This window comes from Nonomuraea sp. CA-141351, from assembly GCF_050944675.1.
Lineage (GTDB): Bacteria > Actinomycetota > Actinomycetes > Streptosporangiales > Streptosporangiaceae > Nonomuraea.
This window is the reverse complement of the sequence record NZ_CP191982.1, coordinates 7,574,582-7,592,722: the sequence shown is the minus strand read 5'-3', so window position 1 is coordinate 7,592,722 and position 18,141 is coordinate 7,574,582. Positions and strand designations below refer to the sequence as shown.

At 69.3% G+C, this 18,141-nt stretch carries 16 protein-coding genes; 13 read left to right on the top strand and 3 right to left on the bottom strand.

The window, feature by feature from the left end; all coding sequences use genetic code 11:
• Nucleotides 1-39 precede the first annotated feature (39 nt).
• Nucleotides 40-2,880, top strand: a complete 2,841-nt coding sequence (gene uvrA / locus ACQPWU_RS35830; RefSeq protein ID WP_433429731.1) for an excinuclease ABC subunit UvrA — start codon at nt 40-42, stop codon at nt 2,878-2,880.
• Nucleotides 2,881-3,139: 259 nt separating this feature from the next.
• Here uvrA and ACQPWU_RS35825 read toward each other — a convergent pair whose 3' ends face one another.
• Nucleotides 3,140-3,859 carry a DUF2306 domain-containing protein gene (locus tag ACQPWU_RS35825; RefSeq protein WP_433429730.1) on the bottom strand — a complete coding sequence of 240 codons (720 nt, stop codon included), beginning with the start codon at nt 3,857-3,859 and terminating at the stop codon, nt 3,140-3,142.
• 207 nt (nt 3,860-4,066) lie between these two features.
• Between ACQPWU_RS35825 and ACQPWU_RS35820 the strand changes: the two genes are divergently transcribed.
• From ACQPWU_RS35820 to whiA, 7 genes are all read left to right on the top strand, one after another.
• A complete protein-coding gene (locus tag ACQPWU_RS35820; protein ID WP_433429728.1) occupies nt 4,067-4,471 on the top strand; it encodes a Rieske (2Fe-2S) protein in 405 nt (134 codons plus the stop codon).
• A 104-nt stretch (nt 4,472-4,575) separates the two neighbouring features.
• Nucleotides 4,576-5,037 carry a Rieske (2Fe-2S) protein gene (locus ACQPWU_RS35815; protein ID WP_433429727.1) on the top strand — a complete coding sequence of 154 codons (462 nt, stop codon included), beginning with the start codon at nt 4,576-4,578 and terminating at the stop codon, nt 5,035-5,037.
• Between the two features lie 76 nt (nt 5,038-5,113).
• A complete protein-coding gene (locus ACQPWU_RS35810; RefSeq protein WP_433429726.1) occupies nt 5,114-5,521 on the top strand; it encodes a Rieske (2Fe-2S) protein in 408 nt (135 codons plus the stop codon).
• A gap of 85 nt (nt 5,522-5,606) precedes the next feature.
• Nucleotides 5,607-7,535: an excinuclease ABC subunit UvrC gene (uvrC, locus tag ACQPWU_RS35805; RefSeq protein ID WP_433429724.1), complete on the top strand. Its 1,929-nt coding sequence runs from the start codon at nt 5,607-5,609 to the stop codon at nt 7,533-7,535.
• An 82-nt stretch (nt 7,536-7,617) separates the two neighbouring features.
• A complete protein-coding gene (rapZ, locus tag ACQPWU_RS35800) occupies nt 7,618-8,484 on the top strand; it encodes an RNase adapter RapZ (protein WP_433429723.1) in 867 nt (288 codons plus the stop codon).
• Between the two features lie 194 nt (nt 8,485-8,678).
• Entirely contained in the window at nt 8,679-9,650 is a 972-nt protein-coding gene (locus tag ACQPWU_RS35795; RefSeq protein WP_433429721.1) for a gluconeogenesis factor YvcK family protein, read from the top strand.
• 71 nt (nt 9,651-9,721) lie between these two features.
• Entirely contained in the window at nt 9,722-10,702 is a 981-nt protein-coding gene (gene whiA, locus ACQPWU_RS35790; protein ID WP_090764931.1) for a DNA-binding protein WhiA, read from the top strand.
• A gap of 574 nt (nt 10,703-11,276) precedes the next feature.
• Here whiA and ACQPWU_RS35785 read toward each other — a convergent pair.
• Entirely contained in the window at nt 11,277-11,915 is a 639-nt protein-coding gene (locus tag ACQPWU_RS35785) for a hypothetical protein (protein WP_433429719.1), read from the bottom strand.
• A gap of 185 nt (nt 11,916-12,100) precedes the next feature.
• Here ACQPWU_RS35785 and gap point away from each other — a divergent pair, with 185 nt between their 5' ends.
• The 5 genes from gap (at nt 12,101) to ACQPWU_RS35760 (ending at nt 16,215) form a co-directional block, all read left to right on the top strand.
• Nucleotides 12,101-13,105 (top strand): type I glyceraldehyde-3-phosphate dehydrogenase, encoded by a 1,005-nt coding sequence (gene gap / locus ACQPWU_RS35780; RefSeq protein WP_433429717.1) that lies wholly within the window; start codon nt 12,101-12,103, stop codon nt 13,103-13,105.
• Nucleotides 13,106-13,477: 372 nt separating this feature from the next.
• Nucleotides 13,478-14,677, top strand: coding sequence for a phosphoglycerate kinase (locus ACQPWU_RS35775; protein ID WP_433445372.1), 1,200 nt, complete (start codon nt 13,478-13,480; stop codon nt 14,675-14,677).
• Between the two features lie 7 nt (nt 14,678-14,684).
• On the top strand, nt 14,685-15,467 hold the full coding sequence (gene tpiA / locus ACQPWU_RS35770; protein ID WP_433429715.1) for a triose-phosphate isomerase: 783 nt from the start codon (nt 14,685-14,687) through the stop codon (nt 15,465-15,467).
• Nucleotides 15,468-15,566: 99 nt separating this feature from the next.
• Nucleotides 15,567-15,797, top strand: a complete 231-nt coding sequence (gene secG, locus ACQPWU_RS35765; protein ID WP_360709283.1) for a preprotein translocase subunit SecG — start codon at nt 15,567-15,569, stop codon at nt 15,795-15,797.
• Between the two features lie 73 nt (nt 15,798-15,870).
• The gene (locus tag ACQPWU_RS35760; protein ID WP_185103360.1) at nt 15,871-16,215 is read left to right on the top strand and encodes an RNA polymerase-binding protein RbpA; all 345 of its coding nucleotides are present in this window, start codon (nt 15,871-15,873) and stop codon (nt 16,213-16,215) included.
• A gap of 61 nt (nt 16,216-16,276) precedes the next feature.
• Here ACQPWU_RS35760 and ACQPWU_RS35755 read toward each other — a convergent pair whose 3' ends face one another.
• Nucleotides 16,277-17,884 carry an amidohydrolase gene (locus ACQPWU_RS35755; protein ID WP_433429712.1) on the bottom strand — a complete coding sequence of 536 codons (1,608 nt, stop codon included), beginning with the start codon at nt 17,882-17,884 and terminating at the stop codon, nt 16,277-16,279.
• Nucleotides 17,885-18,141: the final 257 nt, after the last annotated feature.

Genomic DNA, 18,141 nt, shown 5'->3' with positions numbered 1-18,141 from the left:
CCCCGTGGACCTATCCGCCTTTAGACCTCCGGGATCGCCGTGGCTGACCGCCTGATCGTGCGTGGTGCACGAGAACACAACCTCAAGGACGTCTCGCTCGACCTTCCGCGAGACTCGCTGATCGTCTTCACGGGCCTGTCGGGCTCCGGCAAGTCGAGCCTGGCCTTCGACACGATCTTCGCTGAGGGTCAGCGGCGCTACGTCGAGTCGCTGTCGGCGTACGCCCGCCAATTCCTCGGCCAGATGGACAAGCCCGACGTCGACTTCATCGAGGGCCTGTCGCCCGCGGTGTCGATCGACCAGAAGGCCACCAGCAAGAACCCCCGCTCGACCGTCGGCACGATCACCGAGGTCTACGACTACCTGCGGCTGCTGTGGGCGCGCATCGGCAAGCCCCACTGCCCGGTGTGCTCGCGCCCGATCGCCAGGCAGACGCCCGAGCAGATCGTCGACCGCGTGATGGACCTGGAGGAGGGCACCCGATTCCAGGTGCTCGCGCCGGTCATCAGGGGGCGCAAGGGTGAGTACGCCGAGCTGTTCCGCGAGCTTCAGACCAAGGGCTTCGCCAGGGCCAGGGTCGACGGGACCATCGTGCGGCTGGAGGAGCCGCCGACGCTGAAGAAGTACGAGAAGCACGACATCGAGGTCATCGTCGACCGCCTGTCGGTCAAGGAGTCGGCGCGGCGCAGGCTCAACGACTCGGTCGAGACGGCGCTGCAGCTGTCCGGCGGCACGATCACGCTCGAGTTCGTCGACCTGCCCGAAGACGACCCCAACCGGGAGCGGTTCTACTCCGAGCACCTCTACTGCCCCTACGACGACCTGTCGTTCGAGGAGCTGGAGCCGCGCTCGTTCTCGTTCAACTCGCCGTTCGGCGCCTGCCCCGAGTGCACGGGCCTCGGCACGAAGATGGAGGTGGACCCCGACCTGGTGGTGCCCGACCCCGAGCGCACGCTCGGCGACGGCGCGCTCCACCCCTGGTCGGGCGGCCACACGAGCGAATACTTCGTCAGGCTGATCGAGGCGCTCGGCCACACGGTCGGGTTCACGCTCGACACGCCGTGGGAGAAGCTGCCCAAGAAGGCGCAGAAGTCGCTGCTGTACGGCCACGACGAGCAGGTCCACGTCCGCTACAGCAACCGCTACGGCCGGCAGCGCTCCTACTACACCACCTACGACGGCGTCATCCCGTGGGTGCAGCGCCGGCACGCCGAGGCCGAGAGCGACTCGACCCGCGAGCGCTTCGAAGGCTACATGCGCGAGATCCCGTGCCCGGCCTGCAAGGGCGCCAGGCTCAAGCCGGTCACGCTGGCGGTCACGGTCGCGGACAGGTCGATCGCCGATGTGGCGGCCATGTCGATCGGCGAGTGCGCGAAGTTCCTGGCCGGGCTCAAGCTGTCCGACCGCGACATGCAGATCGCCGAGCGGGTGGTCAAGGAGATCAACGCCCGCATGGGCTTCCTGCTCGACGTCGGCCTCGACTACCTGACCATGGACCGCGCCGCCGCCACCCTGGCGGGCGGCGAGGCCCAGCGCATCAGGCTGGCCACGCAGATCGGCTCCGGCCTGGTCGGCGTCCTGTACGTGCTCGACGAGCCGTCCATCGGGCTCCACCAGCGCGACAACATGCGGCTGCTCGACACGCTGATCAGGCTGCGCGACATGGGCAACACGCTGATCGTGGTCGAGCACGACGAGGACACGATCGCGGCGGCCGACTGGGTGGTCGACATCGGCCCCGGCGCCGGCGAGCACGGCGGGCAGGTCGTCGTGTCCGGCACCGTACAGGAACTCCTCACCAGCGAGGAGTCGATCACCGGCCAGTACCTGTCCGGGCGCAAGAGCATCACGATCCCAGCCAAGCGCCGCAAGCGCGACAAGAAGCGGCAGATCACGGTCAAGGGGGCGCGCGAGCACAACCTCAAGGGGGTCGACATCGACTTCCCGCTGGGCGTGTTCACGGCGGTCACGGGCGTGTCGGGGTCCGGCAAGTCGACGCTGGTCAACGACATCCTCTACAACGCGCTGGCCAAGGAGCTCAACGGCGCGCGCACGGTGCCGGGGCGGCATTCGCGCATCAACGGCATGGACCACGTGGACAAGGTCGTCCACGTCGACCAGTCGCCGATCGGGCGCACCCCCCGCTCCAACCCGGCCACGTACACCGGCGTCTTCGACCACATCCGCAAGCTGTTCGCGGCCACGACCGAGGCGAAGGTGCGCGGCTACCAGCCCGGGCGCTTCAGCTTCAACGTCAAGGGCGGGCGCTGCGAGGCGTGCGCGGGCGACGGCACCATCAAGATCGAGATGAACTTCCTGCCGGACGTCTACGTCCCCTGCGAGGTCTGCCACGGCGCCCGCTACAACCGGGAGACGCTGGAGGTCCACTACAAGGGCAAGACCATCTCCGAGGTGCTCGACATGCCGATCGAGGAGGCCGCGGGCTTCTTCGAGGCGATCCCCGCGATCAAGCGCCACCTGCAGACGCTCAACGACGTGGGCCTGGGCTACGTACGGCTCGGACAGCCCGCCACCACGCTGTCCGGCGGCGAGGCACAGCGGGTCAAGCTCGCGTCGGAGCTGCAGCGGCGGCAGACGGGGCGGACCATCTACGTGCTGGACGAGCCGACCACCGGCCTGCACTTCGAGGACATCCGGCGCCTGCTGGGCGTGCTCGGCCGGCTCGTGGACGGCGGCAACACGGTGATCGTCATCGAGCACAACCTCGATGTGATCAAGACGGCCGACTGGGTCATCGACATGGGGCCCGAGGGTGGGTCCCGGGGTGGGACGTTGGTCGCCAGCGGTACGCCCGAGGAGATCGCGCTGGTGGACGAGAGCCACACGGGGCGCTTCCTGCGGAAGATCCTCGCCTTCTGAGCGGTCATGCGTCGTTTCTTTCTTGCGGGGTTTGTGTGACGGACGTGCCTCGGGCCGGCCGAGGTCACGTCCGGGGCGCGCCGCGGGGTTGATTCGGCGGACACGTCCCGGGCCGCCGAGGTCGCGTCCGGGGCGCGCTGGATGGGCGGCGCCGGCTACGTGCGGCGCAGTCTGCCGCTGACGGACGCCGTTGCCGCCGGATGGGTGTGCTCTCCCGTGGGGGATGTGCCGTTCCACCGGACGGAGGCGCGGGGTGGGGTCAGTGGGCGCGGGCGCGGGCGCGGCGTTTGGCGGCGTCGCCGCGTTCCAGCCACCACTCCGCCACCAGCAGCGGCAGCACCCAGCCCAGCCACGCGCTCAGCGCCGACACCGTGCTCGCCAGCAACGTCTCGTCGCCGTGGAAGGTCGTGTTCAGCTGCGGCGACAGGGCGATGACGAACACCACGCCCCAGAGGCGGTTCGTGATGATGGACAAGGTCAGGGCGAAGCTGCGGATCATCCATCGGCGGTGGTCGACGAACCTGCGCTGCCTGGCCATCCGCCAGCCCGCCAGTGTGCAGCCCACCCAGACGGTCGCCAGCACGACACCGCTGGCGGCCGTGACCGGGCCGAAGAACGGGGTGGTGACGCCGACCACCAGCCCCAGCAGACCGCTCGGGAGGCAGCCGCCGAAGACGTACACGCGGCCGATGATCCGGTGCGCGCGTGGATAGCGTCCGCGGAACCACGGCCAGATCTGCAGGCAGCACGTGATCATCGCGGTGGAGCCGAAGATGACGTGCAAGGAGAGCACCGCGAAGTGCGGCGGGAAGAAGTCGGGAGCGGGCACGCGGGACTGGGCCGGGTCCAGGGACAGGTAGGGCGGCAGCGAGTACGCGACGAATACGGCCGACACCACCGCCAGGGGGGCCACCCAGGGACGCCGCCACCATCGGGGTTTGGACGGGGAGGCGGATGGGCGTTCTGTCGTAAGAGTCATACCCGCAGGGTCGGCCCCGCCGCTGACCGCCCACCTACCACTCGCTGACCGGATCCTCACCGATCCCGCGGCCGCCCGCCACCCGGTAATCGGACCGAGGGGTGTCGCCCATAAAGTTGAGTATTGGTAATGGCGTGACCTGCAGGGGGTCAGCGGCGACGCGGAGGGTCGGCAAAAATCATGACGGTTACGGAGCAGGGCGGAGCCATGCCTGAAAACGGTTTCGGGCGGCGGGGGATGCTGGGGGCGGCCGGGATCGCGGTGTGCGGGCTGGCGCTGGCCGGGTGCGGCGGGGGAGAGAGCAAGGCTCAGCCGAGCCTCAAGGGCAAGGTCATCGCCAAGACGGCGGACGTGCCGGTGGGCGGCGGCACGGTGCTCGAGGACCTGCAGGTCGTGGTGACGCAGCCCACGCAGGGTGTCTACAAGGCGTTCAGCTCGGTCTGCACGCACAAGGGCTGCGCGGTCAGCGCTCCCGAGGACAACGTCATCAGGTGCGCCTGCCACGGCAGCGAGTTCTCCGCCGACAGCGGCAAGGCCACGAAGGGACCCGCGACCGCCCCGCTGGCCTCCTACAAGGTGAGGGTCGAGGGCGACGGCATCGTGGTCGCCTGAACGCGTACTTATGCGTAGAGACCCGGATTGGGCTCGGGCACGCTGAACCGGTGAGAGGGCGCCGGCCGTACCTGTAGTGAAAGCCAATCTGGGAGGAACGCACCATGACGGATACGACGCGCCGGACGGTGGTCTTCGGCGCCGGAGGCGCCGGGCTCGCGGCGGTTCTTACGGCATGTGCGAGCTACGGTTCGCCGACGACGGAGGCGAGTGCGGAGCCGCCGGCGGAGGAGCCTTCGGAGTCGTCGTCACCGAAGAAAAAGAAGGCGGCTTCGAAGAGCAAGGCGCTGGCCGACACGGCCGACATCCCCGAGGGCGGTGGGAAGGTCTTCGAGAACGAGAAGGTCGTGGTCACGCAGCCGGCGGCCGGGGAGTTCAAGGCGTTCACGGCGGTCTGCACCCACGCGGGCTGCACGGTGGCCAGCGTCTCCAACAAAACGATCAACTGTCCGTGTCACGGCAGCAAGTTCAACATCAACGACGGCTCCGTCGCGGATGGGCCCGCCGGCGAACCGCTCGCGGAGAAGAAGATCACCGTGGACGGCGACAAGATCAGACTCGCCTAGGCGTGCGTCTCATGAATTTCTCACCTATGTGCGGTTGGGTAAGCCCATGGGAGATGACGTACAGAGTCGCCGTGTCATGATCGCTGGCGTCGGAGCGGGCGGTCTGGCGCTGGCGCTCACCGCCTGTGGCGGCAGCACCGACACCACACAGCCCGCATCCTCCGGGTCGAGCGCGCCGCAGTCCAACGCGCCGGCCGGTGGGGCGCTGGCCAAGACCGCCGACATCCCCGTCGGCGGCGGCACGGTCTTCAAGGATCAGAAGATCGTGGTCACCCAGCCCACGTCGGGTGAGTTCAAGGCGTTCAGCGCCGTGTGCACGCACAACGGGTGCACGGTCGGGAACGTCTCGGACGGGGTGATCGTCTGCCCGTGTCATGGCAGCAAGTTCGCCATCGCGGACGGCTCGGTCAAGGACGGGCCGGCCGACAAACCGCTGCCCGCCCAGCAGATCAAGGTGGAGGGCGACCAGATCACCCTCGCGTAGCCCGATGCCCCTGGTGGGCAGGCCCGTCGCGCCGGTGGAAGGCACGGCGGGCCACCTTGTCGGTGCGGGCTACTAGGCTTTGAACGTGGCGAGATCAGCGGGCAGCCCCTTGAGTTTCCGGCCCAAGCCGGGTTCCATCCCCGATTCCCCAGGGGTCTACCGGTTCAGGGACACGCACGGCCGGGTGATCTACGTCGGCAAGGCCAAGAGCCTGCGCCAGCGGCTCAATTCCTACTTCGCCGACTTCTCCGCGCTCCACCCGCGCACCCAGTCGATGCTGACCACGGCCGCCGACGTCGACTGGACCGTCGTCGGCACCGAGGTCGAGGCGCTGCAGCTCGAATACTCCTGGATCAAGGAGTTCGACCCGCGCTTCAACGTGAAATACCGCGACGACAAGTCGTACCCGTACCTCGCGGTCACCATGGGTGAGGATTTCCCCCGGGTGCAGGTCATGCGTGGGGCCAAGCGCAAGGGCACGCGTTACTTCGGCCCCTACTCCCACGCGTGGGCCATCCGCGAGACCGTCGACCTGCTGCTGCGGGTCTTCCCGGTGCGCACGTGCAGCGCCGGGGTGTTCAAGCGGGCCGGCCAGATCGGCCGCCCGTGCCTGCTCGGCTACATCGACAAGTGCTCGGCGCCCTGCGTCGGCCGAGTCACCCCGGAGGAGCACCGCGACCTGGCCGAAGACTTCTGCGACTTCATGGCGGGCAACACCAGTCGCTTCATCAAGCGCCTCGAGAAGGAGATGCGCGAGGCCGCCGGGGAGCAGGAGTACGAGCGCGCGGCCCGGCTCCGCGACGACATCCAGGCGCTGCAGCGGGCGCTGGAGAAGCAGGCCGTGGTGCTCGGCGAGGGGACCGACGCCGACGTGATCGCGCTGGCCGAAGACCCGCTCGAAGCCGCCGTTCAGGTCTTCTACGTGCGCGGCGGTCGCATCCGCGGCCAGCGCGGCTGGGTGGTGGACAAGGTCGAGGAGACCTCGCCCGGCGAACTGGTCGAGCAGTTCCTCCTCCAGATGTATGCCGAGGCGAGCCCCGACTCGATGCCGCGCGAGGTGCTCGTACCCGCGCTGCCGCCCGACTGCGAGGCGGTCGCCGAGCTGCTGACCGAGCAGCGCCGCGCCCGCGTCGAGGTGCGCGTGCCGCAGCGTGGCGACAAGAGGTCGCTGATGGAGACCGTCGAGCGCAACGCCAAGGAGTCGCTCGCGCAGCACAAGATCCGTCGTGCCAGCGACCTGACCACGCGGAGCAAGGCGCTGCAGGAGATCGCCGACGCGCTCGACCTCGACCAGGCGCCGCTGCGCATGGAGTGCTATGACGTCTCCCACCTGCAGGGTGAGAACGTCGTGGCGTCGATGGTGGTCTTCGAGGACGGGCTGGCGCGCAAGAGCGAATACCGGCGCTTCGCCATCAAGAGCAAGGAGGGCGACGTCGCGTCGATCTACGAGGTGATCATGCGGCGGTTCCGCCGCTACCTCGAGGAGCGCTCGGCCACCGGCGAGCTGGCTCCCGACGACGACAGCGGCCACGGCCCCATCGACCCAGAGACGGGCAAGCCGCGCAAGTTCGCCTACCCGCCCAATCTCGTCGTCGTCGACGGCGCGGGTCCCCAGGCGGCCGCCGCGCAGCGGGCGCTCGACGAGCTCGGCATCGACGACGTGTCGGTGTGCGGGCTGGCCAAGCGGCTGGAGGAGGTGTGGCTGCCCGGCGACGACCAGCCGGTGATCATGCCTCGTTCAAGTGAGGGTCTCTACCTGTTGCAACGCGTGCGAGACGAAGCACACAGGTTCGCCATCACCTACCATCGGTCCAAGAGGTCCAAGACGGTGAAGGAGAGCGCGCTCGACAGCGTGCCGGGCCTCGGACCGGCACGCAGGCAGGCGCTGCTCAAGCACTTCGGCTCCGTGAAGAAACTACGCGAGGCCACTGCCGCGGAGATCTGCGAGGTTCCAGGCATCGGCCCGTCCATCGCCGAGGTCATCGTGTCGACGCTGAAGGGAGAGTCACCATGATCTCGCCAGGACGCCAGGGCGTGTCCGGGTGCCTCCGCTATGGTGGTGCGCCCGGACAGGGCGCGCGGGACGGAGAGAGGAAATGAGCACCGAGCCGGCGTTCGTCATCGTCACCGGCATGTCAGGGGCGGGGCGCAGCACAGCCGCCAAAGCGCTCGAGGACCTGGGCTGGTTCGTCATCGACAACCTGCCGCCGGGGCTGCTGTTCGCGATGGCGGAGGAGGCGGGCAAGGTCAAGCTGGCCGCGGACAAGGTGGCGGCCGTCGTGGACGTACGCAGCCTGGCCTTCACCACCGACCTCAACGCGGCCATCGAGGAGCTCGAAGGGCGCGGCGTGCGGGTGCGGGTCGTGTTCCTGGAGGCCAGCGACGAAGAGCTGGTGCGCAGGTTCGAGAACGTCCGCAGGCCGCACCCCCTCCAGGGTGAGGGGCGGCTCGTCGACGGGATCACCCGCGAGCGGGGCATCCTGCGGGAGGTCAGGGCCAACGCCGACCTGGTGATCGACACCTCCTCGCACAACGTTCACGACCTGCGCAACAAGATCGTCGCGTACTTCGGCGGCGAGGACCGGCCGGGGCTGCGGCTCAACATCGTGTCCTTCGGGTTCAAGTACGGGCTGCCGGTGGACGCCGATCTCGTGATCGACTGCCGGTTCCTGCCGAACCCCCACTGGGTGCCCGAGCTGCGGCCGATGAGCGGGCTCGACGCGCCGGTGAGCGAGTACGTGCTGGGGCAGCCGGGGGCCAAGGAGTTCCTCGACGCGTACGAGGAGGTCCTGCGGGTGATCGCGGCCGGATACGCCCGCGAGGGCAAGAGCTACGCCACGCTGGCGGTGGGCTGCACGGGGGGCAAGCACCGCAGCGTGGCCATGGCCGAGCAGATCGCGGCCCGCCTGCATGACCGCGAGATGGAGGTCCAGGTGAGTCACCGGGATGTGGGGCGGGAGTGACCGATGAAGGCGGCGCAGCGGCGGGTTTGCCGGATCCGGTAGAGGGCGATCTTCCCGGGTCCGGGAGTGACGGCGGTCTGCCGGCGAGAGAAGCGCCTGATGATGGCTCGGCTCTCGCGGGGCGTGCACAGCAGGCCGGCGATGACGGTGGCGTGTGCCCGGTGAGGCTTTCGCGTCCGGCTGAGGGGAGCCCGGTGCCGGGAGAACGTGGGGCATACCCGGGGACGCTGCAGGGGTTCGGGCCGCACGTCGTGGCTCTGGGCGGCGGGCACGGGCTCTACGCGTCCCTGTCCGCGTTAAGGATGGTGACCGATCGGCTGACGGCCGTGGTGACCGTCGCCGACGACGGCGGCTCCAGCGGGCGGCTGCGGCGCGAGCTCGGTGTGCTGCCCCCCGGCGACCTGCGGATGGCGCTCGCCGCGCTGTGCGGCGACGACGAGTGGGGCAGCACCTGGAGCGAGGTCGTGCAGCACCGCTTCCGCAGCGAGGGCGAGCTGCACGGGCACGCCGTCGGCAACCTCCTCATCGTCGCCCTGTGGGAGCTGCTCGGCGACCCCGTGGCCGGGCTCGACTGGGTCGGGCGGCTGCTGGGCGCGCACGGCCGCGTGCTGCCGATGGCGTCGGTGCCGCTCGACATCGTGGCCGAGGTCGAGCTCGACGGTGTCATCTCGACCGTGCGCGGGCAGGTGGCCTGCGCGCTGACGCCAGGACGCGTGCAGGCGATCTCCCTCGTGCCCGAGGACCCGCCCGCGCGGCCCGAGGCGATCGAGGCGGTGCTGGAGGCCGACTGGGTGGTGTTCGGGCCGGGGTCGTGGTTCACCAGCGTGCTGCCGCACCTCAAGGTGCCCGAGCTCGCAAGGGCGCTGCACGCGACCAAGGCCCGGCGGCTCGTCACGCTCAACCTGGCCCCCCAGCCGGGTGAGACCGATGACTTCTCCCCCCAGCAACACCTGGAGGTGCTCGGACAACACGCCCCCGACCTGGCGATCGACGTCGTGCTCGCGGACACCGGGGTGGTGGACGACCCGGGTGCGCTGGAGAAGGCCGCCGGGGCGCTCGGCGCGCAGCTGGTGATGGCCGACGTGGCCGCCGCCGACGGCTCGCCGAGGCATGACCCACGACGTCTTGCCTCCGTCCTGGACGAGATTTTCCTCCAGAAGCGTTGATCCTGGCCGGCGCGGTGCGAAGGTGCGAGAGACTGCTGAGAGCCGGTCTGAATGGGGGAGAGGACTAACGCATGGCCATGACAGGTGTGGTGAAGGACGAGCTGAGCCGCCTGCCGGTGCTGAAGCCGTGCTGCCGCAAGGCGGAGGTTTCGACGCTGCTGCGGTTCGCCAGCGGCCTCCATCTGGTGGGCGGGCGGATCGTGATCGAGGCCGAGCTCGACACCAACGCCACCGCGCGGCGGCTGATCAAGGACATCGGTGAGGTGTTCGGGCACAAGGCCGAGGTGCTCGTGCTCGCGCCCGCCGGGCTGCGTAAGGGGTCGCGCTACGTCGTACGCGTCTACCGCGACGGCGAGGCCCTGGCCCGTCAGACGGGACTGATCGACAACCACGGCCGCCCGGTGCGCGGCCTGCCCCGCCAGGTCGTGGCGGGCGCCTCCTGTGACGCGGAGGCCGCCTGGCGCGGCGCGTTCCTGGCGCACGGCTCGCTCACCGAGCCGGGGCGCTCGATGTCGCTCGAGGTCACCTGTCCAGGCCCGGAGGCGGCGCTCGCGCTGGTGGGCTCGGCGCGGCGCCTCAAGATCCACGCCAAGGCGCGCGAGGTGCGCGGAGTGGACCGCGTCGTGGTGCGCGACGGCGACGCGATCAGCGCGCTGCTCACCCGCTTGGGGGCCCACGACAGCGTGCTGGCCTGGGAGGAACGCCGGATGCGCCGCGAGGTGCGCGCCACCGCCAACCGGCTGGCCAACTTCGACGACGCCAACCTGCGGCGCTCGGCCCGTGCGGCGGTCGCGGCCGGGGCGCGGGTGCAGCGGGCGCTGGAGATCCTCGGGGAGGAGGCGCCGGACCACCTGGTGGTGGCGGGGCGGCTGCGGGTGGAGCACAAGCAGGCGTCCCTGGAGGAGCTGGGGCAGATCGCCGACCCGCCGCTGACCAAGGACGCCATCGCGGGGCGCATCCGCCGCCTGCTCGCCATGGCCGACAAACGCGCCTCCGACCTGGGGATCCCCAACACCGAGGCCAACCTCACCGTCGACATGCTCGCCCCCTGAGCGCCGATCCGTTTGCGGCCGTGCACGGGGCTGGGCTCCGATCGAAACCGTCGTCCGTTGCGGTTGCGCACGGTGGGCCGCGCCCATCAGGGCCGTCATCCATTACGGCTGCGCACGATGGGCCGCGCCGATCAGGGTCGTCGTCCGTTACGGCTGCGCACGGTGGGCCGCGCCGATCAGGGCCGTCATCCATTACGGCTGCGCACGATGGGCCGCACGCGCCGACGTGGGTGGCCGTCTGTCATGGCCGGTCGTGAAGGCTCACGGGCTGGTCGCCGTGACGACGCGCATTCTGGGCCGGCTCCGTGGCCGCTCTGACCGTCGCACCCGGTCGTCGGGCGTGGGCGAGTGCGGTTCGAGTGGCATGCCGTCCCGAGGCTTCTCCAGGAACCCCTGCCGAAGTCCGCACCTACGGCTACGGCGCGAGGGCGGTCGGGCGGCCGGTGGGAGGGGCCGCCGGGTGGCGTGGCCGAGACCGCGGTGGCCGATTTCCCGCCCGAGCTTCTCCAAGGGCCCCCAGCCGAAGTGCGGCCTGCACCTTTGGCGGTGACGAGTCGCGATGGGGTGGTGTGGCTCAGTCCTTGGCGGGCTTGCGGGGAGTGAACAGGTCCGTTGCCGGCTTTGGGGCCGGGGCCTGGGCGGGTTCGAACGGAGCGCGGTACTCGGGCTCCGGCTTCTCCGCCTCCTCGGCCGCCAGGGTGCGCTGGGCGCGGCGGACGCGGGTCACGCGGAGGGTGAGCAGGGCGAGGGCGGCGAGGGCGGCCACGGCGATGTAGAGCCAGGCGGCCCACGTCTCCGACAGCGGGTCCCGGTAGAGCGACGGCGCGTAGGGGAGGCCGGCGGAGAAGTTGTCCAGGGTGATGTCGGCCAGGTCCGCGGGGCCGCGCTCGGCCGGAGGGGTGCGCAGGGTGGCACCGATCATGATCGACGATCCCACGATCTGGCCCGCGGCCACGGCGGCGCCCGCGTACAGGGCCGCCATGGGGACCAGGACGACGCTGCGGGGGCGTACCGCGCCTATCGCCAGGGCGACGATCAGCGCGATCGCGAGGGACGAAACGAGCGAGAGGGGATGGCCGTTCCCGAACGTCGCGACGGCGGCGGGAAGGCGGGTCTGGAACAGGACGGCCGCCCCCAGAGCGGCCGCGCAGACCAGTGCGGCCAGTAGCCCTGCGACTAGGCCGGGCAGCAGGCCGGACCGGTTATGTGACATCTCAGCCCCCAGAGAATGCACGAATTTACATCGATGAGTCGGGCACTTTACTCGAACGTCGCAAAACGTGCCTCCCGAACGCCGATTCGGAGTGGGTACCTCTAGTGGTCTAAACCAATTTCAGTCCGATAAGGTTCGTGGTTGAGGTTTCAGCCCGCCATCTGGTTTCGAGGAGATCGGTTCCCGTGAGCATCCGCGTAGGCGTCAACGGCTTCGGCCGCATCGGTCGCAACTTCTGGCGCGCTGTCGCCGCCAGCGGCAAGGACATCGAGATCGTCGCGGTCAACGACCTGACCGACAACGCGACACTCGCTCACCTGCTGAAGTACGACAGCATCCTGGGCCGCCTGCCGTACGAGGTGAAGGCCAACACCGACGAGATCACCGTCGACGGCAAGGCGATCAAGGTCTTCGAGGAGCGCGACCCGGGCAAGCTGCCCTGGGGCGACCTCGGCGTCGACGTGGTCGTGGAGTCGACCGGCCTGTTCACCGACGCCAACAAGGCCAGGGTGCACGCCGAGAACGGCGCGAAGAAGGTCATCATCTCCGCCCCGGCGAAGAACGAGGACGTCACGATCGTCCTCGGAGTCAACGAAGGGGCCTACGACCCGGCCAGCCACACGATCATCTCCAACGCCTCCTGCACCACCAACTGCCTGGCGCCGATGGCCAAGGTCCTCCACGACACCTTCACCATCGAGAAGGGTCTGATGACCACCATCCACGCGTACACGCAGGACCAGAACCTTCAGGACGGCCCGCACAAGGACCTGCGCCGCGCCCGCGCCGCCGCGCTCAACGTGGTGCCCACCTCCACCGGTGCCGCCAAGGCCATCGGTCTGGTCCTGCCCGAGCTCAAGGGCAAGCTCGACGGCTTCGCCATGCGCGTGCCGATCCCCACCGGCTCGGCCACCGACCTCACTGTCGACGTGAGCCGCGACGTCACCGTCGAGGAGGTCAACGCCGCGGTCAAGGCCGCCGCCGAGGGTCCGCTCAAGGGCATCATCAGCTACACCGAGGACGAGATCGTCTCCTCCGACATCGTCACCGACCCGGCCTCGTGCATCTTCGACGCCGGTCTGACCAAGGTGATCGGCAACCAGGTCAAGGTCGTCGGCTGGTACGACAACGAGTGGGGCTACTCCAACCGCCTCGCCGACCTGATCGAACTGGTCGGCCGCGGTCTCTGATCCCACCGGCACCCCGCGAGGGAGCGCCGTTGTCTGGACTGAGGAGCGTAGGGAGCGTAGCGACCGGAGTGACGAGGGAAGGCAGCGGCTTCCTAGCGACCGAGCCCGCCTCATGGAGTGAGGCTGTGGACACGGTAGCGCCGTTGTCTGGACTGAGGAGCGTAGGGAGCGTAGCGACCGGAGTGACGAGGGAAGGCAGCGGCTTCCTAGCGACCGAGCCCGCCTCATGGAGTGAGGCTGTGGACACGGTAGCGCCGTTGTCTGGACTGAGGAGCGTAGGGAGCGTAGCGACCGGAGTGACGAGGGAAGGCAGCGGCTCCCCAGCGACCGAGCCGCCTCCACGGAGTGGAGGCCATGAACAGGAGCATGAGCATGCGCACGCTCGACGATCTCGACGTTAAGGGGCGGCGCGTGCTCGTGCGCGCCGACCTCAACGTCCCCCTCGACGGGGAGACGATCACCGACGACGGCCGCATCCGGGCGTCGGTGCCGACGATCAAGACGCTGGTGGAAGGTGGCGCCAAGGTCGTCGTCTGTGCCCATCTGGGCAGGCCCAAGGGCAAGGTGGATCCGAAGTACTCGCTCAGGCCGGTGGCCAGGCGCCTGGGCGAGCTGCTCGGCGAGGAGGTCGCCTTCGCCACCGACGTGGTCGGCGACAGCGCCCGTAGCACGGTTGAAACGCTCCAGGACGGCCAGGTGGCGCTGCTGGAGAACCTGCGCTACGAGCCGGGCGAGGAGTCCAAGGACGACGCCGAGCGGGCCGCGTTCGCGGAGAAGCTGGCCGGGCTGGCCGAGCTCTACGTGGGCGACGGGTTCGGCGCGGTGCACCGCAAGCACGCCAGCGTCTACGACGTGCCCAAGCTGCTGCCGCACGCGGCGGGCGGGCTCGTCGTGGCCGAGGTCGAGGTGCTGAAGAAGCTGACCGAGAGCCCCGAGCGGCCCTACGCCGTGGTGCTGGGCGGCGCCAAGGTCTCCGACAAGCTCGGCGTCATCGCCAACCTGCTGACCAAGGTCGACCGGCTGCTGATCGGCGGCGGCATGGCGTACACGTTCCTCAAGGCCCAGGGCTACGAGGTCGGCAAGTCGCTGCTCCAGGAGGACCAGCTCGACCAGGTGCGCGGCTTCCTCAACGAGGCCGTCGAGCGCGGCGTCGACCTGGTGCTGCCCGTCGACATTCTGGCGGCGGTCACGTTCGCGCCGGACGCCGAGCACGACGTGGTGGAGGCCACCGCGATCCCGGCCGACCGGGAGGGTCTCGACATCGGGCCCAAGACTCGCGAGCTGTTCGCCTCCAAGCTGGCCGACGCCAGGACCGTCTTCTGGAACGGCCCCATGGGCGTGTTCGAGTTCGACGCGTTCTCCGGCGGCACCAGGGCGGTGGCCGAGGCGCTGATCGCCCGCACGAGCGGCGGGGACGCCTTCACCGTGGTGGGCGGCGGCGACTCGGCGGCCGCCGTACGGAAGCTGGATCTTCCCGAGGACGGCTTCTCCCACATCTCCACCGGTGGCGGGGCCAGCCTCGAATACCTTGAGGGCAAGACCCTTCCCGGACTCGCGGCGCTGGAGGACTGAGCTACCTATGAGCACGCGGAAGCCGCTCATCGCCGGCAACTGGAAGATGAACCTCAACCATCTCGAGGCCATCGCGCTGGTCCAGAAGCTCGCCTTCGCACTCAATGACAAGGACTTCGACAAGGTCGAGGTCGCCGTCCTGCCGCCGTACACCGATCTGCGCAGCGTGCAGACGCTGGTCGACGGTGACAAGCTCAGGATCGAGTACGGGGCGCAGGACCTGTCGCAGCACGACGCGGGTGCCTACACCGGTGAGATCTCGGGCGCCATGCTGGCCAAGCTCGGCTGTACGTACGTGACCATCGGCCACTCCGAGCGCAGGCAGTACCACGACGAGGACGACGACCTCGTCAACGCCAAGGTGCAGGCCGCCTACCGCCACTCGCTCACCCCGATCCTCTGCGTAGGAGAGGGGCTGGCGGTGCGCCAAGAGGGCGGCCACATCGCGCACAGTCTCGGTCAACTCGACGGCGCGCTGCGCAAAATCACCGCCGAGCAGGCAAAATCGATAGTGGTGGCCTACGAGCCGGTGTGGGCGATCGGCACCGGCGAGGTGGCCACCCCGGAGGACGCCCAGGAGGTCTGTGGCGCGCTGCGAGTGAGACTCGCTGAGCTCTACGACTCCGAAGTGGCCTCCGGGGTCCGTATCCTTTACGGAGGCTCGGTCAAGTCAGGCAATATCGCGGGGATCATGGCTCAACCCGATGTCGACGGCGCGCTCGTGGGCGGCGCCAGCATCGACGCCGGGGAGTTCACGAAGATCTGCCGTTTCTACGATATGCCAGGCTAACTGAGCCGTTCTGGGGGTGCGACTTGACAACAGGCCGTACCCTCAGAAGGCAAGTTTGAATCGTCACGCGTAACAGAGCATTGAAGGAACAGGCATACCGTGGAAATCGGAATCTCCATCGCCCTCATCCTGGCGAGCGGTCTCATGATCCTGCTCGTGCTGCTCCACAAGGGCAAGGGTGGCGGCCTGTCTGACATGTTCGGCGGCGGTTTCTCGTCGAACTTCGGTGGTTCCTCGGTGGTGGAGCGCAACCTCGACCGGCTGACCGTCATCACGGGCACGGTCTGGTTCGTCTGCATCATCGCTCTCGGCTTGCTCATGAAGCCCTGAGCAACAAGTTAACGCGTGACAGTGATTCTCCCCCCGTGTCTGCGCGCGGGGCGATCGAGCGAGGAGTTCATCCGTGGGTAGTGGCAACGCGATCCGTGGCAGCCGAGTCGGCGCCGGCCCTATGGGGGAGGCCGAGCGCGGCGAGGCAGCTCCGAGAGTGCGGGTCTCGTTCTGGTGCGCCAACATGCACGAGACGCGCCCCAGTTTCGCCAGTGACGCGGCGGTCCCCGAGACATGGGACTGTCCGCGTTGTGGCCTTCCTGCCGGACAGGACGAGTCGGCCCCACCTGCCCCGCCGAAGAACGAGCCGTACAAGACGCATCTTGCCTACGTGAAGGAGCGCAGGAGCGACAAGGACGGCAAGGCGATCCTCGAGGAGGCACTGGAGCGCCTGCGTAACAACAAGTCCCCCTGGTAGTGGCTGGGTTCGGCGAAAGGGTCTCGGGTCTGCCGAGGCCCTTTCGCCGTTTCCGGGCTGCTCAGCGGCGCTCGTAGACCGCGTCGCCGTCCACGAACGTCATGCGTGCCCGCGTCGTCCAGATGTCGCCGGCCGGGAGCTCGAACGGGTCGCGGTCCAGCACCACCAGGTCGGCGGGGCGGCCCGGCTCGACGGCGCCGGCGGGGGAGCGGTTGATCCAGGCCGAGCCCGCCGTGTAGGCCGTCATGGCGGTGGCCAGGTCGATGCGCTGGCCGGGCAGGAACGGGGTCTGCGCGGTCGGGTAGTCCGCGTGGACGGAGCCGCCCGGCTCCGTACGGTTGACCGCGACGTGCATGCCCTGCATCGGGTCGGCGTTCGAGACCGGCCAGTCGCTGCCCGCGCAGAAGCGGGTGCCGTGCGCCAGCAGGTCCGCGAACGGGTACTGCCACGACGAACGCGGCTCCCCCAGGTACGGCAGCGTCAGCTCGTCCATCTGGGCGTGGTGCGTGGCCCACAGCGGCTGCAGGTTGGCCGTGACGCCCAGCGCGGCGAAGCGCGGCACGTCCGACGGCTCGATGATCTGCAGGTGGGCGATGTGGTGCCGGTTGCCGGGGTTCGTGCCCTCGAGGCTGTCCAGGGCCTCGCGCGCCGCCCGCTCGCCGATGGCGTGGAAGTGCACCTGGAAGCCGAGCCTGTCCAGCTCGGCGACGTACTCCTTGAGCTTCTGCGGGTCCACGTACGACAGGCCCGTGCCGCCGCACAGGCAGTACGGCTCCAGCGTGGCGGCGGTGAAGTTCTCCGTGATGCCGTCCTGCATGATCTTGACCGAGGTGGCACTGAAGCGGTCGAGGCCCTCGGCGGCGGCACGGCGCTCGACCAGCTCCTCCATCTGGTCCAGGCCACGTGTCCTGTCCCACCACAGCGCACCCACCACGCGGGCCCTGAGCCTGCCTGAGCGGGCCGCGGCCAGGTAGGTGGGCAGTTGGTCCTGGGAGCCCGCGTAGGAGCCCACGATGGCGTCCTGCCAGCCTGTGATGCCCAGGGAGAACAGGTGCTGCTGCGCGTCCGCCAGCGCGTCCTCCAGGTCCTGGGAGGTCGGGCGGGGGGTGAGCAGGCCGACGAGGTCCATCGCGCCCTCGTGCAGGACCCCGGTGGGCTCGCCTGCGGCGTCGCGCTCGATGCGGCCGTCGGCCGGGTCCGGCGTGTCCTTCGTGATGCCGGCTCGTTCCAGGGCTCGGGTGTTGACCCAGGCGGCGTGGTGGTCACGCTGGATGAGGTACGCGGGGCGATCGAGGAAGTCGAGCTGTTCGCGGTGGGGGAGGCCGCCGGGGAACGCCGACATGTCCCAGCCGCCGCCATCGATCCACTCTTTGCCGGGATTCTTCGCGGCATAGTCAGCTATCTCGGCTATGTACGCGTCAAGACCGAAATGCTCGGACAAATCGCACTTTGCCCGTTCGAGGCCTGCCTGGACGGGGTGCACGTGCGCGTCGGTGAACCCCGGCACCAGCAGTCCGCCGTCCAGGTCGACCGTCTCGTGGGACGGCGCCCGGCGGGCCAGCTCGCCTTCCGCGCCCACAGCTGCGATCACGCCATCGCTCACCAGCACCGCCTCGGCCCGCACGCCTTCCGGGGTGAAGACGCGGCCTCCTCGGAAGAGGATGTTCATGAGGTTCCCTTTCTCAGTGGTGGATCCGGCTCGCGCGCACCGAGCCCGCCGTACATCTTCCCGTCCAGTCCGGTGACCTGCGACAAGCGGGGTGGAGGCGCGCATGCTGCGCCCTGAGGGAGTGCTGCAGGGGCTGTGGGCGTCACGTCCCGTGGCGGCCGGGGTGGCGCTCCGGCGGCGGTGTGGGGTGGTGCCCATGAGGGGCCGGGGGCGAGAGGTCAGGCAAAATCGGGATATATCGTCGCATCTCGCGATAA